The organism is Brevibacillus brevis, assembly GCF_022026395.1.
Lineage (GTDB): Bacteria > Bacillota > Bacilli > Brevibacillales > Brevibacillaceae > Brevibacillus.
Window position 1 is genome coordinate 3,672,661 of sequence record NZ_CP041767.1, and the last position, 13,210, is coordinate 3,685,870.

16 protein-coding genes are annotated in these 13,210 nt (G+C 47.3%); all 16 read right to left on the bottom strand.

From position 1 onward, the window contains the following. Positions 1–44 precede the first annotated feature (44 nt). The 16 genes from FO446_RS17490 to ftsY all read right to left on the bottom strand — a co-directional run bounded on the left by FO446_RS17490 (position 45) and on the right by ftsY (position 13,171). On the bottom strand, positions 45–1,892 hold the full coding sequence (locus FO446_RS17490) for an Ig-like domain-containing protein (RefSeq protein WP_237898631.1): 1,848 nt from the start codon (positions 1,890–1,892) through the stop codon (positions 45–47). A 336-nt stretch (positions 1,893–2,228) separates the two neighbouring features. Next, positions 2,229–2,606 carry a YraN family protein gene (locus tag FO446_RS17495; protein WP_221868381.1) on the bottom strand — a complete coding sequence of 126 codons (378 nt, stop codon included), beginning with the start codon at positions 2,604–2,606 and terminating at the stop codon, positions 2,229–2,231. Further along, the gene (locus tag FO446_RS17500; protein ID WP_173608045.1) at positions 2,603–2,896 is read right to left on the bottom strand and encodes an EscU/YscU/HrcU family type III secretion system export apparatus switch protein; all 294 of its coding nucleotides are present in this window, start codon (positions 2,894–2,896) and stop codon (positions 2,603–2,605) included. Before FO446_RS17500 ends, FO446_RS17495 begins: the two co-directional genes overlap by 4 nt. Further along, complete coding sequence (locus FO446_RS17505; protein ID WP_237898633.1) at positions 2,893–4,791, bottom strand: polyadenylate binding domain-containing protein; 1,899 nt, start codon at positions 4,789–4,791, stop codon at positions 2,893–2,895. The genes FO446_RS17500 and FO446_RS17505 overlap by 4 nt, the downstream gene beginning before the upstream one ends. A gap of 40 nt (positions 4,792–4,831) precedes the next feature. Beyond that, on the bottom strand, positions 4,832–5,608 hold the full coding sequence (locus FO446_RS17510) for a ribonuclease HII (protein ID WP_173608047.1): 777 nt from the start codon (positions 5,606–5,608) through the stop codon (positions 4,832–4,834). Between the two features lie 85 nt (positions 5,609–5,693). Continuing rightward, positions 5,694–6,587 carry a ribosome biogenesis GTPase YlqF gene (gene ylqF, locus FO446_RS17515; protein ID WP_007719698.1) on the bottom strand — a complete coding sequence of 298 codons (894 nt, stop codon included), beginning with the start codon at positions 6,585–6,587 and terminating at the stop codon, positions 5,694–5,696. Positions 6,588–6,615: 28 nt separating this feature from the next. Next, on the bottom strand, positions 6,616–7,179 hold the full coding sequence (gene lepB / locus FO446_RS17520) for a signal peptidase I (RefSeq protein WP_221868383.1): 564 nt from the start codon (positions 7,177–7,179) through the stop codon (positions 6,616–6,618). 135 nt (positions 7,180–7,314) lie between these two features. After that, complete coding sequence (rplS, locus tag FO446_RS17525) at positions 7,315–7,662, bottom strand: 50S ribosomal protein L19 (protein WP_015891886.1); 348 nt, start codon at positions 7,660–7,662, stop codon at positions 7,315–7,317. 167 nt (positions 7,663–7,829) lie between these two features. Then, complete coding sequence (trmD, locus tag FO446_RS17530) at positions 7,830–8,561, bottom strand: tRNA (guanosine(37)-N1)-methyltransferase TrmD (protein ID WP_056486459.1); 732 nt, start codon at positions 8,559–8,561, stop codon at positions 7,830–7,832. Between the two features lie 12 nt (positions 8,562–8,573). Further along, the gene (gene rimM / locus FO446_RS17535; protein ID WP_173608049.1) at positions 8,574–9,101 is read right to left on the bottom strand and encodes a ribosome maturation factor RimM; all 528 of its coding nucleotides are present in this window, start codon (positions 9,099–9,101) and stop codon (positions 8,574–8,576) included. Then, on the bottom strand, positions 9,098–9,535 hold the full coding sequence (locus FO446_RS17540; RefSeq protein ID WP_173608050.1) for a YlqD family protein: 438 nt from the start codon (positions 9,533–9,535) through the stop codon (positions 9,098–9,100). Before FO446_RS17540 ends, rimM begins: the two co-directional genes overlap by 4 nt. Before the next feature lie 86 nt (positions 9,536–9,621). Further along, complete coding sequence (locus FO446_RS17545; RefSeq protein WP_007719711.1) at positions 9,622–9,849, bottom strand: KH domain-containing protein; 228 nt, start codon at positions 9,847–9,849, stop codon at positions 9,622–9,624. 23 nt (positions 9,850–9,872) lie between these two features. Then, the gene (gene rpsP / locus FO446_RS17550; protein ID WP_047067992.1) at positions 9,873–10,145 is read right to left on the bottom strand and encodes a 30S ribosomal protein S16; all 273 of its coding nucleotides are present in this window, start codon (positions 10,143–10,145) and stop codon (positions 9,873–9,875) included. A gap of 113 nt (positions 10,146–10,258) precedes the next feature. Then, positions 10,259–11,671 carry a signal recognition particle protein gene (gene ffh, locus FO446_RS17555; RefSeq protein ID WP_047067995.1) on the bottom strand — a complete coding sequence of 471 codons (1,413 nt, stop codon included), beginning with the start codon at positions 11,669–11,671 and terminating at the stop codon, positions 10,259–10,261. 10 nt (positions 11,672–11,681) lie between these two features. Further along, positions 11,682–12,020 (bottom strand): putative DNA-binding protein, encoded by a 339-nt coding sequence (locus FO446_RS17560; RefSeq protein WP_016743283.1) that lies wholly within the window; start codon positions 12,018–12,020, stop codon positions 11,682–11,684. 143 nt (positions 12,021–12,163) lie between these two features. Next, the gene (ftsY, locus tag FO446_RS17565; RefSeq protein WP_144614433.1) at positions 12,164–13,171 is read right to left on the bottom strand and encodes a signal recognition particle-docking protein FtsY; all 1,008 of its coding nucleotides are present in this window, start codon (positions 13,169–13,171) and stop codon (positions 12,164–12,166) included. Positions 13,172–13,210 lie beyond the last annotated feature (39 nt).

Here is a 13,210-nt window from a genome sequence, read left to right on the forward strand (position 1 = left end):
AACTCGCTGAACCAATAACGATTCAGCGAGTTTCTTGTCAACTATTATTTTACCGTTACTTCGATTTCCACTTCATAGCCTTTATATTCAGCAGTAATAGTGGCCTTACCTTTCTTTTTACCTTTTACCGAACCGCTGCTGGATACTGATGCTACGGACGACTTGGAGGACTTCCATTTTGCTTTAGAGCTGCTGATGTCATCGCCATCATAGGTGAGTTTGATTTTTTCGGAGTCACCCTTTTTAATGGTAATGCTTGTGTCATCTGCTTCCAGCTTGCCTGAGCTTTTGCTGTCTACTTTTACTTCAATTTCTACTTTTTCGCCTTTATACGTAGCTGTAATGGTTGCTGTACCTTTACCTTTTGCTGTAATCGTACCACTGCTGGTAACGGTTGCTACAGAAGATTTAGAGGTTTTCCATGATGCTTTTGAATTGCTAATTGTGTCGCCATCATATCTCAGTTTTACAGTTTCTCTCTCGCCTTTTTTCAAGGTGATGCTCGTATCGTCTGCTTCCAGGCTTCCTGAGGAGGAGCCATCAACAGTCACTTCAATTTCTACTTTTTCGCCTTTGTATTGAGCAGTAATGGTCGCTGTACCTTTACCTGTTGCTGTAATCGTACCAGAGCTGCTTACTGTTGCAACTGAGGATCGGGATGTGGACCAAGATGCATTCGAGTTGCTAATGGTGGAACCATCATATTTCAATGTTAATGTTTCTCTTTCCCCTTTTTTCAAGGAGATAGTGCTGTCGTTTACTTCCAGTTTACCAGAGTTGTTGTAATCGACCTTTACACGAATTTCAACCTTATCGCCTTTATATGATGCTGTAATAGTAGCTGTTCCTTGGCCTTTTGCCGTAACGACACCATCGTCAACTGTTGCCACGCTGGAGTTGGATGTTTTCCAGGTTGCTTTTGATCCAGACAATTTTTCATCATCATATCTTAGCTGAATCGTGTCTCTGTCGCCTTTTTTCAGGGAGATGCTGGTTTCATCTGCTTCCAGTTTACCGGAACTGTCAGTATCTACATAAACATCAACTTCTACTTCGTAGCCTTTGTATTTTGCAGTGATCGTTGCTGTACCTTTGCCTTTTGCCGTAACGACACCATCATCATTTACAGTTGCTACAGAGGACTTCGAAGTTTTCCAGGTTGCTTTTGATCCAGAAAGTTTATCGTCGTCATACGTCAACTTAATTGTTTCTTTATCGCCTTTTTCCATTTTCAGTTTGGTAACATCTGCTTCTAGCTTACCGTCTGAATTTCCGCCGCCTTCAACATCAACGCGGATTTCTACCTCTTGGTCTTTGTAGCTCGCAGTAATGACTGTGCTTCCTTCGCCTACACCTTTAATTTCACCATCATCAACAGTTGCGACATATTTATCTGCGGTTTTCCAAGTTGCTCTTGATCCAGGGAGACTGCTGCCCGCAAATTTCAAACTAACGTTTGTTTTTTTACCTTTTTTAACAGAAACCTCTGTTTTCGTAGCTTCGAGAGTCTGTGCTCTATCAACAGTCACTCTAACGGTAGCACGATAACCGTTGTATCTAGCAGTAACAACAGTCGTTCCTACTTTCTTACCGTAAACAACCCCATTGCTGACAGAAGCGATGCTGGAGCTGCCAATTTCCCAATCAACCAATGCGTTATCGATAGGGCTGCCATTATAAGTAAGGCGAATGGTTTCTGTATCCCCAATCGTAACATTCACTGAGCCTACGTTTGCTTTCAGGCCTGTAGTGCTTGCTACCATACTATAAGCAATAGGTTGTGGTGTCGTGACTTGGGCAGAAGCAATGCCTGCAACTGAAAACTGAACAGTACAAATAGTTGCTACCGCTAAGGAGACGTTTTTCATTAAACTGTTCTTAATCTTTTTCATGTTTTTTACCTCCAAATTATTTCCTATACTTCTATTGACGAATGAGATGGAAAAATGTCACACCAAATTGGATATTTTTTTGAAAAACATTTGTTTTTCTTTTAAATAATTGTTGGTATCCCGGGATTCAAAAGCAACAGTGATACTAGTGATGGGCTTGTCCGTGCGAATCAATCCGTTTCATCAAAAAAAATGCTTCCCAGCTTTTGAGCCGGAAAGCGGATATTGATGCTTGGAGGAGTTTCATCGCGTCGAGTACAGTACATAGTACGCTGGCTCTGCGACTGATGCTGTAGACGTATCCCCAATATATCCGCGGTCAAGAGCCCGTTTTTCTTAGAAAGCACTCTCATAATGCTCAATGACTGGGTTCGTGAAGTCTCCACCTTGCGTTGATGTACCGGTGTAAATCGCAATGACATCAAAACGAAAGACCGGGATTGGCTGTGAGGCTTTTTGCAAGTATTCGATGGCAAGCTCACGCAGCTTCTGTTTCTTCTTCCACGTAATGGACTCGCCCGCTGTTCCAAAAAATTGGCTGCTTCTCGTTCGAACCTCAATGAAAACCAAGCAATTACCGTCTCGAGCAATCAAATCCATTTCCCCACGTTTTGTTCGAACATTTCGATCAACAATGAGGAAACCCTTGTTCACTAAATATCCTTCAGCAAGCTGTTCTCCTCTTTGACCAAGAAGACGGCGGCGATCACTCATGATTTGGTTCCTCCGCCTTTATCGATGCGATAGACAAAAGCAAGGATTTCTGCCACAACTTGATACAGCTCCGGGGGTATTTGTTGATCCAAATCCAGCTTGCCCAAAACCTCTACAAGTGATGGATCCTCCTGTACCGGTATATCATGCTCCTTCGCTGTCTTCAGGATATTATCAGCCACGTACCCCTTGCCTTTTGCCACAACCTTTGGCGCTTCCATGGTACCCGCCTGATATTTTAGTGCAACTGCCTGTTTTCGTTTTTGCTCTGATGAGGATGGCGGCTTCATACGCGAAGGTCCACCCCTTTATAGTCAGCCAGAATGGGGCCTTTGGTTTGGATCGGACTTGTCGACTTCCCGCGATCGGCCGGGACTGGCTGCACACGCATAGCCGATAGATGGTAACCAACATCCTGTAATTGATCAGCAAAACGATCCTTGGACCCTTGAATGAGTGCTTCCACCCATGGCGTATCGTTAAATATTTGCAAGTTAACGATTCGATTCACGATACTTACATCAATCATGGTTGTCCCCATACTTTGGAGTTCCAAATGAAAGAAAAGACGGCAGTTCTCCGGATCAAGCTGTCCAGAGCCTTTCTTTTTCGATTCAATTTGGACGAAAGCGGTCTCATCCCCCTCATCTTTGCGAATCGGAATTTGCATAACGATTTGAGACAAAGCCAGGTTAGAGGGTTGTACCATCATCAACTGTTGTCCGGTCACTTGTTGCAGCAGTTGATCTGCTGCTTCACGCAAGGCGGTTGGGATTGCCTGAGCTGGCGCTTGACTGATTTGCAGCAAGAGGGATTTGACTGTATCCATCTGCTTTAATGAATGCGAATCGTTTGCCCCTTGTGAAAATGCCTGTCCCATCAATTCTCTCTCGTGGGTTACGCCTAAATGACGAAACAATTCAGCAATCGGGTTAGCAGCTGTGGCGCCATTCACTGCACCAGATGCTTGCGACACCATTTGTGGCATGACTTTTTGCCCCGCGTCGTTCACTACTGCCCTTTGCTCCGCCATCTGCTTGTTTTGGACCGGCTCCTGATTCATCTGTATTGACTGAGGAGTAGGCAATGGCTCGTTTCGAGCAATCTTTGAATCGATGCTTGGACTACTGGTCTGGTTAGACATCAATTGATTACTCTTTCCGGTCATAGCGTTTTGCAACGAGTCTACCTGTTTACCGGCGGTGTTTGGTGCAGGTACTGTCCCTGTAGCAGTAGAAGCATTAGGCGAAACAGGTTGTGATGGCGTTGGCGTGTTACTGGAAACCACCGTTGATGGTTGGGGAGATGTCTGCATTTGCGATGAAGGCTGACCGCTCTGCGCAAGCAGGGGCTGTGTCTGGTTTCCTCCAGTCGCATTCTGCGAAGCACCTTGATTGGGCTGATTTCCTTGTGGCATTTGTTTGACCGCCAGTCCCTCGTCTGCACCATCGTTGCCCGCGATAAGTATAGAGAGTCCCGTCAACTTATCTTTTAACTGACTAACAAGCTGTTTGACATCTCCCGTTGCCGCATTAGCTTGTCCGGGGACTTGCTGTGATTGGCTTTGAGGAACTTGACCCGTCATCTGCGAAGGCTGGCCCTCTCCTTCTAAAAAGAGCGAGGCTTGCTGCAGCAGGTTCTGAATGAGTTGACCCATTGGCTTGTCCGATAAAAAAGCTTTGAGCCCTGCGATTGTATCGGGAGACAGTGGCAAATTTCGTTTCATGGCAGTCATGAATGCCTCAATAGTGGCATTGTCTACACCTAATCGCTGCGCAACAGCTGAAAAAGCTTGTATTGTCTCCTTATTCACAGGCAGATTGGCACCAAGCAGCGCTTGCACGATCGCTTTGTTCTCTTTTGTATCGGCAATCCCCAGTGAGCGCATTAGCCCTTCTAGAGATGCTTCTTTGCCTGCTCCTTCCCCGACGCTTTCCAAAACCTTCAGCGTGACGACACCTGTTGATGGCTGGACTTGCAGCCAAGCTTTTTGGCCCGCTTCCAAACTTGCTTCCATTTTAGCCTGAACCTGCATTCCCCCGACTTGTACGAGCGCCATATTGTCCGGGTAATGCTTGATTACCGTGCCTTTAAACACTTGTCCGGGAGTAAGCTCAACCGGCTTCGGAGCGGATATGGGTGCTTTTTGCACGAATGATTGAATAAGTTGCGACGGGGAAAACATGCAGATCCTCCTCCTGTGGGCGGTATGTTACTAGCCCTTTTTATGCGTGTTCTTTTACACCAGTAAATGTCTTGCGATGAATCGGCGTAGGTCCAAATCGGGCGATTGCTGCCAGATGCTCAGGAGTGCCGTAGCCTGCGTGTTTGTCAAAGCCATAGGCTGGATATTGTTCGGCATACTGGGCCATCAATCGATCACGGGTGACCTTCGCTACAATCGATGCGGCCGCAATCGAGACACTCTTGGCATCTCCACCGATAATCGGAACCTGCTCGCAATCCATTCCGGTTAGCTGTACGGCGTCAATCAGTAATGCATCTGGAGATTTCCCTGCCTGCTGGATTGCCAGCTTCATCGCCTCTTTTGTAGCAGCTAATATATTGATCGCATCGATTCTTGCTGCATCGACAATTCCGATACCCACAGCAAGTGCATCTCTTTGAATGATTTCGCAAAAAGCCTCTCGAGTGGATACAGGTATCTTCTTCGAGTCATTCAGGCCTGGCAAGTAAAAATCCTTGGGCAGGCACACGGCACACGCGACAACTGGTCCAGCCAATGGTCCTCGTCCGACCTCATCTACCCCGAATATGTATTGATGGCCTTTATCAAACATCGCTTTTTCATAGACGGTCATGTCAGCCCACATCTGCGCGAGCTTTTCTTGGCGTGCAAGCGCTGCTTCTGCCTGCTTCGCCAGAGCCTGTACACCCGCTCTTTTATCTTCTTTCAGCAATTGTAAAAAATCTTTGGGTACCTCGTCCAACTTTTCCATCGTCACTCGTATTTCTTTTATCGACATATCCGCTAGATTCATTGACTCATTTCTCCTTATCGATCCTCATAGTAAAAAACCTGCCTACCGTATATGTCGATAGACAGGTTTTTGATGGCTGGGAAGCTTATTCTGGAAAAGACACTGGCTTACCAATCGGTTCGTCCATTTCCCAGTCAATCGGGCGCTCGACAGAGATCGTTCCCAGCTTACCGGAACGCAGCTCACGCAGGAAAATTTCCGCTGCCTTGTCGTAATCGATATTTCCGCCAGAAACGAGACATCCGCGCTTCTTCCCGATTTCTTCGAGCATCTCTACTCGATCCTCAGGCAATTCTTTTAGCTTGAAGCGTTCGATCAGGCGTTCCGGATAGTAATGCATCATGTAGCTGATGACAAATAATGCTACCTCCGTAAAATCGATGAGCTCATCTTTAATTGCCCCACTTGCCGCCAATCGCAGGCCTACCATCTGATCTTCAAATTTCGGCCAAAGAATACCAGGCGTATCGAGAAGCTCCAGTGTATCGCCCATTTTTACCCATTGTTGCGCCTTGGTTACCGCTGGTCGATCACCAGTGGCTGCTACCGAGCGCTTGGACAAGCGGTTAATGAGGGAAGACTTGCCGACATTCGGGATACCCAAGATCATGATACGGATGGCACGACCTTGCATCCCACGCTCACTGCGCTTTGCCAGCATGTCAGCTGCTAGCTCCTTACACATTTCTGGCAGCTTGCTGACACCTTTTCCACTCAGGGCATCAATCGGCAACGTACGAATGCCTTGCTTGCGAAAATAAGCAATCCACTCATCTGTTGCCCGTTCATCTGCCAAATCTGCTTTGTTTAGTAATATCAAACGTGGTTTATCACTGACAATCTCGTCAATCATCGGATTTCGGCTGGAAAGCGGCAGACGTGCATCGAGAAGCTCGATGACTACATCGATTAATTTCAGCTTTTCCGTTACTTGACGACGTGCTTTAGCCATATGGCCAGGAAACCATTGGATCGTCATGATGTCTCACCTACCTTGAAGCTTTGCGTTATCTTGTCAAGCGAATTCCCGCAACCGGCCAAAAAGTAAATTCAGCTCTGCCAACAACCGTACTGACGGCAACAGGACCGATCGCTCTGCTGTCATGACTGTTCAACCTGTTGTCGCCCATCACAAAGATATGGTCTGCTGGTATTTGGACCGGGGGAAAATCGTGGGTAAAGAACGGCTCTCCCTGCTGCTTCGCTTGTTCTTTCGATTGTGCAAGATACGGTTCCTCTACCACTTTGCCATTGACAAGCAGCTGATCGTTTTTGACCTCTACTGTATCACCCTCAACAGCAATGACTCTTTTGATGTAATCTCGCTCCTTTTCAGCATGGAACACGATGATTTCACCAGGTTTCGGATCTTGCAAAAAGTAAAGCGCCTTGTTCACCACTAATTTTTCGCTGTTATGTAATGTACTTTCCATGGATTCGCCTTCTACAATAAACGGGGCGAACAAAAAGGTACGAATGAGAAACGCCAAGATTAAGGCGATCCCAAGTGCCTTTATCCATTCCCATAGTTCATTTTTCTTCTTATGACTGGAGGTAATTTCTTCGCTCATGACTTACGATCCTCCCATGAAAGCTCGTCCAACCTTAGCTGTAACATATGTCAAGATGAACTATTTTATTTCAAGATCGCTAAATGGAAAAAAGAGGCCTGGCAAGCAGGCCAGTCCTCTTTCTAAGCGTTACGCTTATCGACGAATTTCTTTAATACGAGCTGCTTTACCTACGCGATCGCGCAGATAGTACAGTTTCGCACGACGTACTTTACCATGACGCACGATTTCGATCTTGTCGATCTTAGGCGTGTGTACTGGGAATGTACGCTCAACACCTACGCCGTAAGAAATCTTACGAGCTGTAAATGTTTCGCTGATACCTGTACCGCGACGGCGAATGCATACGCCTTCGAACAGCTGGATACGCTCACGCTGACCCTCGATAACCTTAACGTGTACACGAACAGTGTCACCAGGTCGGAACGCAGGAATGTCCTGTTTCAATTGCGCTTTTTCCAGTTCACGGATAATTTGGTTCATTTGAATTTCCTCCTTCCGATAGACGTTCTTACTCGTCTAACCCATAGGTCCAGCCGCTTGGGCTGCGTTACGAGTAGCGGACCGCCTTAGTCAGCGGGCAAAATTGCCACAAGAAGTATATTAACATAGCGGGCACAAAACTACAAGACTCTTCCCCTATTTGTTCCCTACTTTTTTTCCTGCTCTAATTCAGCCAATAGCTTTTTCATTTCATCTGTCAGCGCGAGCTTCTCCAACAAATCTGGACGCCGTGCTTTTGTTCGACGCAGCGATTCTTTTAACCGCCAGCTTTCAATATTGGCGTGATGGCCTGACAACAGTACGTCTGGCACTTTCCAGCCGCGAAACTCAGCCGGTCGTGTGTAATGTGGGTATTCGAGCAGTCCCGTTGAAAAGGAGTCCTCAACGGCTGACGTTTGGTTTCCCAACGCTCCTGGTTGCAGACGAACGACACTGTCAATGACCACCATCGCCGCAAGCTCTCCCCCGGTCAGAACGTAATCGCCAATCGAGATTTCATCCGTGACGAGATGCTCCCGAATTCGCTCGTCGTACCCTTCATAATGACCGCAGATGAAGACAAGATGCTCTTCTTGCGCTAACTCTTCTGCCAGCTTCTGATGATAAGGCACACCCTGTGGACACATCAGAATCACTCGTGGTTTTTTCTCTCCAGTCAAGGCTTCTACAGCCCGGAACAACGGCTCGGGCTTCAGGACCATTCCTCCGCCACCGCCATAAGGGGTGTCATCTACCGTACCGTGCTTGCTCTCAGAGAAATCGCGAAAATTGGTGACGTGAAAATCAACCAGTTCTTTTTCGCTTGCCTTGCCCAAAATGCTGCTGGATAAAACACCTGTAAACATTTCGGGAAAGAGCGTAAAAATATCGATCCGCATCTGAAGTTCCTCCTACAGCAAGCCTTCCATTAGATGGCAGACCACACGTTTGTTCGCGATATCCACTTCCTTGATGCATTCGTCGATATACGGCAACAGGATTTCTCCGCGTTTTCCCTTCACTACCCACACATCGTTTGCTCCTGGCTGCATAACATCCACGATTTTGCCCAGTTCTTCGCCCTCGTCGGTTACTACAACGCAGCCGACGAGCTGATGAATGTAGAACTCGTCCTCTTCTAATTCCATCAGGGCTTCCTCTGGAATTTTCAATTCTCCGCCCTTGTACTTTTCGATATCGTTAATATGCTCATAGCCTTGAAAGCTCACAATCTCAAAATTTTTATGCGGGCGACGAGAAGCGATTTTCAATTTTAGCGGCTCACTAAGTGTCGGGTGGAACAAGTACAGCTCATTTCCTTTGCGAAAACGCTGATCTGGAAAGTCAGTCGTTGGTGTTACGCGCACTTCACCACGCAGGCCATGCGTATTAACCAGTTTGCCTACTCCGTAAAAACTATTTTGGCTCAACGTGTTCATTCCTCCTTTTCCTTGTTCCCATTTTTTGTTTGTAGCCGAATCTCATGTACCAGGCCATCTTTTATCATGATTTCCGTTCCGGACATCATTTCATCCCAGACATCGCCCTCTTGAATCGAGACAGGGCTTTGAACTGTCTGGTAATCGACCTCGCTTCCCTCTGGAAGATTTTCTACCTGCTGGAGGGTATATGTCAGGTGATCTATCTTTTCCTTGCGTCGACGCTCTTCCTGCGCGATTTTTTCTTGGGCCAACGCATATGTATCCGCAGACTTTTTCTTCGCCTCGGTTAATAACTTTTTGGATTGAAACTGCCACTGCTCCCATTCTTTACGCTGCAAACGAAGTCGCTGGCTATACTGATCAATGAGAGCAGCCCGTGATGCTTCCGTAATGATCAGTTTAACCTGTACCGTCCGAAATATAGTAAGCACCTTCGCCACTCCTTTCGGAAAAATCATCATGGTCTATGAGCATCTTGGATACTAGAAAAAAGACTGGGAAAGCTCCCAGTCTTTTTTCATACAATTTCAACCGTGACACGCTTGTCCGTTTCCACGGATGCGGCGATCACGACCGTGCGCAGGGCTTTCGCGATTCGACCTTGCTTGCCAATAATCTTCCCCATATCATCAGGGTGTACCGACAATTCAAAGACGAGAGTTCGCTCTTTGTCCACTGCGTTAACACGAACCTCATTCGGATGATCGACGAGAGCTTTAGCGATCGTTTCGACCAGCGCTTTCATCATCAAACCTCCAGAAGACCGACTTATTTGCCGTATTTGGTTTCGTGTACTTTTGCGAGTACGCCTTCTTTGGAGAGAAGGTTACGAACGGTGTCAGTTGGAGCTGCACCATTCAGGATCCATTGTACCGCTTTGTCGGTATCAATTTTCACCACTGCCGGTTGTGCAACCGGATTGTAGTAACCGATTTCTTCAATGAAACGGCCATCGCGTGGGGAACGGGAGTCAGCTACTACTACACGGTAGAAAGGAGCTTTCTTGGAACCCATACGCTTCAGACGGATTTTTACTGCCATGTTGTGTCACCTCCTGTATTAATCAACGCTAGAAGAGCATCTGCGTTGGTGCTACTATATCTGAACCATCGCGGCCAGCTGACAAGTCAGTGTCGCGAAGAGATCATGCCTACTTACTTGAACGGCGGCTTGAAGTTAAAGGGGAAGTTCATCCCGCCCTGGTTGTTGCCTCCGCCTTTTCCCATGAAAGGTAATCCGAAGCCTTTTTTCTTCGACTTCTTGACCATTTTGTCAGCAGCGCCTGAGAATTGCTTCATCATCTTTTTCATTTCCTCGAACTGCTTGAGGAAACGATTGACTTCTTGAATACTCGTTCCGCTTCCGCTTGCGATGCGCTTGCGACGGCTGGCATTCAATAAATCAGGATTCGCGCGCTCTTGTTTGGTCATGGATTTGGCGATCGCTTCAACGCGGGCAATCTGCTTTTCATCCACGTTCATCTTGCCCTTCATCTTGTTCATTCCTGGCAGCATGCCGAGAATGTCTTCAAAAGGACCCAGGTTGCGAAGCTGCTGCATGGAATCCAGGAACATGTCGAAGGTAAACTCACCTTGGCGCATTTGGCGTTCCATATCGCGTGCTTTGTCTTCATCCACGGATGCCTGTGCTTTTTCAATCAGGCTGAGTACGTCCCCCATACCCAAAATACGAGAAGCCATACGATCCGGATGGAACGGTTCGAGCGCATCTAGCTTTTCACCCATCGCCGCGAATTTGATCGGCTTGCCAGTGACAGCCTTGACGGACAGTGCCGCACCGCCTCGAGTATCACCATCGAGCTTCGTGAGAACCACACCAGTCAGTTCGAGCTGGCTATTGAAGCTCTCTGCTACATTGACGGCATCTTGACCTGTCATCGCGTCCACGACGAGTAAAATCTCATCGGGCTTGGTTACCTCGCGAATCTGCTTCAACTCGTCCATCAGCGCTTCGTCAATATGCAGGCGACCTGCAGTATCGATGAGGACTACGTCGAGATGATTCGTCTTCGCGTGTTCAATCGCTTGGCGAGCGATATCGACAGGACTGACTTGATCACCGAGAGTGAAGACGGGAACATTGAGTTGGTCCCCTAAAACCTGAAGCTGCTTGATCGCAGCAGGACGGTAAATGTCGCCCGCTACCAGAAGCGGCTTGCGGTTTTGCTTTTGCAAATACTTGGCCAGCTTACCGGTTGTGGTTGTTTTACCTGCCCCTTGCAGACCTGCCATCATAATGACGGTCGGCGGGCGGTGAGCCATCGTGAGCTGAGCGACGTTGCCACCCATCAGAGCGACCAGTTCTTCATTCACGATCTTTATCACCATTTGACCAGGCGTCAAGCTTTTCATGACTTCCTGACCGACTGCGCGCTCCTTGACACGAGCAACGAAGTCTTTTACTACTTTAAAGTTAACGTCTGCTTCCAGCAAGGCCAGACGAACTTCACGCATCGCTTCATTCACGATGGTCTCGTCTATTTTCCCTCTGCCGCGCAGTTTGTCAAACGCGTTTTGCAGCCGATTGGCTAAGCTCTCAAACGCCATGCGAGCCCTCCTAATCCATCTCTGACAGTTGGTGGAGCAAAGTGTTCAGCTCGTCTCTTGTCTCGCTCTCCGAAAGCTCATTTACAAGTTCATTCATGCGATTCAACACGTCCATGCGTTTTTCATGACGCTCAGCGAGGCGAAGCTTCTGATCGTATTCAAACAGTTGCTTCTCTGCTCGCTTGATATGATCATAAACAGCTTGGCGGCTGACCTCATGCATCTCGGCAATTTCTCCGAGCGATAAATCGTCCAGATAATACAGCTCAAGATATTCTCGCTGCTTGCCCTTGAGTAGCGGCGCGTAAAAGTCAAACAAGAGATTGACTTGATTGGTCTTTTCTAACATGAAACCAATCCTTTGCTATGAGGTACTCGTTTCAAACTGTAAAGACTTTTTCTTTACAGCACGTAGATTATAGTACCTAATTCCACACCTAGTGTCAAGGTTTTTTATTGACATCATTTTTTTATCTTTGAAACACTATGTTTTTACGCATTTTCCTGCTCTTCTGTTTCATCTTTTTGGATCAATCCAGCAAATAGCGCATGAACAAATTGCTCAGGATCAAACTGCTGCAAGTCATCCATTCTTTCACCCAACCCGACGTATTTCACCGGAATGTTCAGCTCGTTGCGAATCGCAATGACGATACCACCCTTTGCTGTACCATCCAGCTTGGTCAGGACTAAACCTGTTACTCCAGCAGACTGTCCAAACGTTTTCGCCTGTGAAAGCGCATTTTGCCCAGTCGTAGCGTCCAAAACAAGCAAAACCTCGTGCGGAGCTCCTGGCAATTCGCGCTGCAATACGCGGTGTACCTTCGCCAGCTCTTCCATCAGATTGACTTTGTTTTGCAAGCGGCCTGCGGTATCGCACAACAGCACATCAACCTGTCGGGATTTCGCTGCCTGAATCGCATCGTAAATCACTGCAGCCGGATCAGAGCCTTGTTGCTGCTTGATTACATCAACTCCTACACGCTCTCCCCAAACCTCCAGCTGTTCAATCGCTGCTGCGCGGAACGTGTCACCTGCTGCCAGCAGCACTTTTTTGTTTTGCTGCTTGAACATATGCGCCATTTTACCGATCGTAGTCGTTTTCCCTACTCCATTTACCCCTACGAACAAAATGACGTTCAGACGACCGTCCTCTACATTCAGAGACGTATCCGCCGCATCATCATTTTTCAAAAGGGCAACCAGTTTTTCTGAGAGAATGGGCTGCAGGTCGATCGCATTCTCGATTTTTTGCTTGCGCACTTCTGTCCGCAGGTCGTCAATGAGCTCCATGACGGTATTGACGCCCACATCGGACGTAATCAAAATTTCTTCTAATTCATCGAAAAAGTCATCGTCGATCTTTTTGTAGCGACGTACCAGATCCTCGACTTTTTCTACTAGCAGGTCTCTCGTCTTAGCCAAACCATCCGTAAACTTCTGGGTGACCTCTTCGGACTTTTGGACAATAGCATCACGAAGGCGCTTGAAAAAACTCATGTTCATCTTCCTTTGCGGGTAATATCGATTGAATAGCAG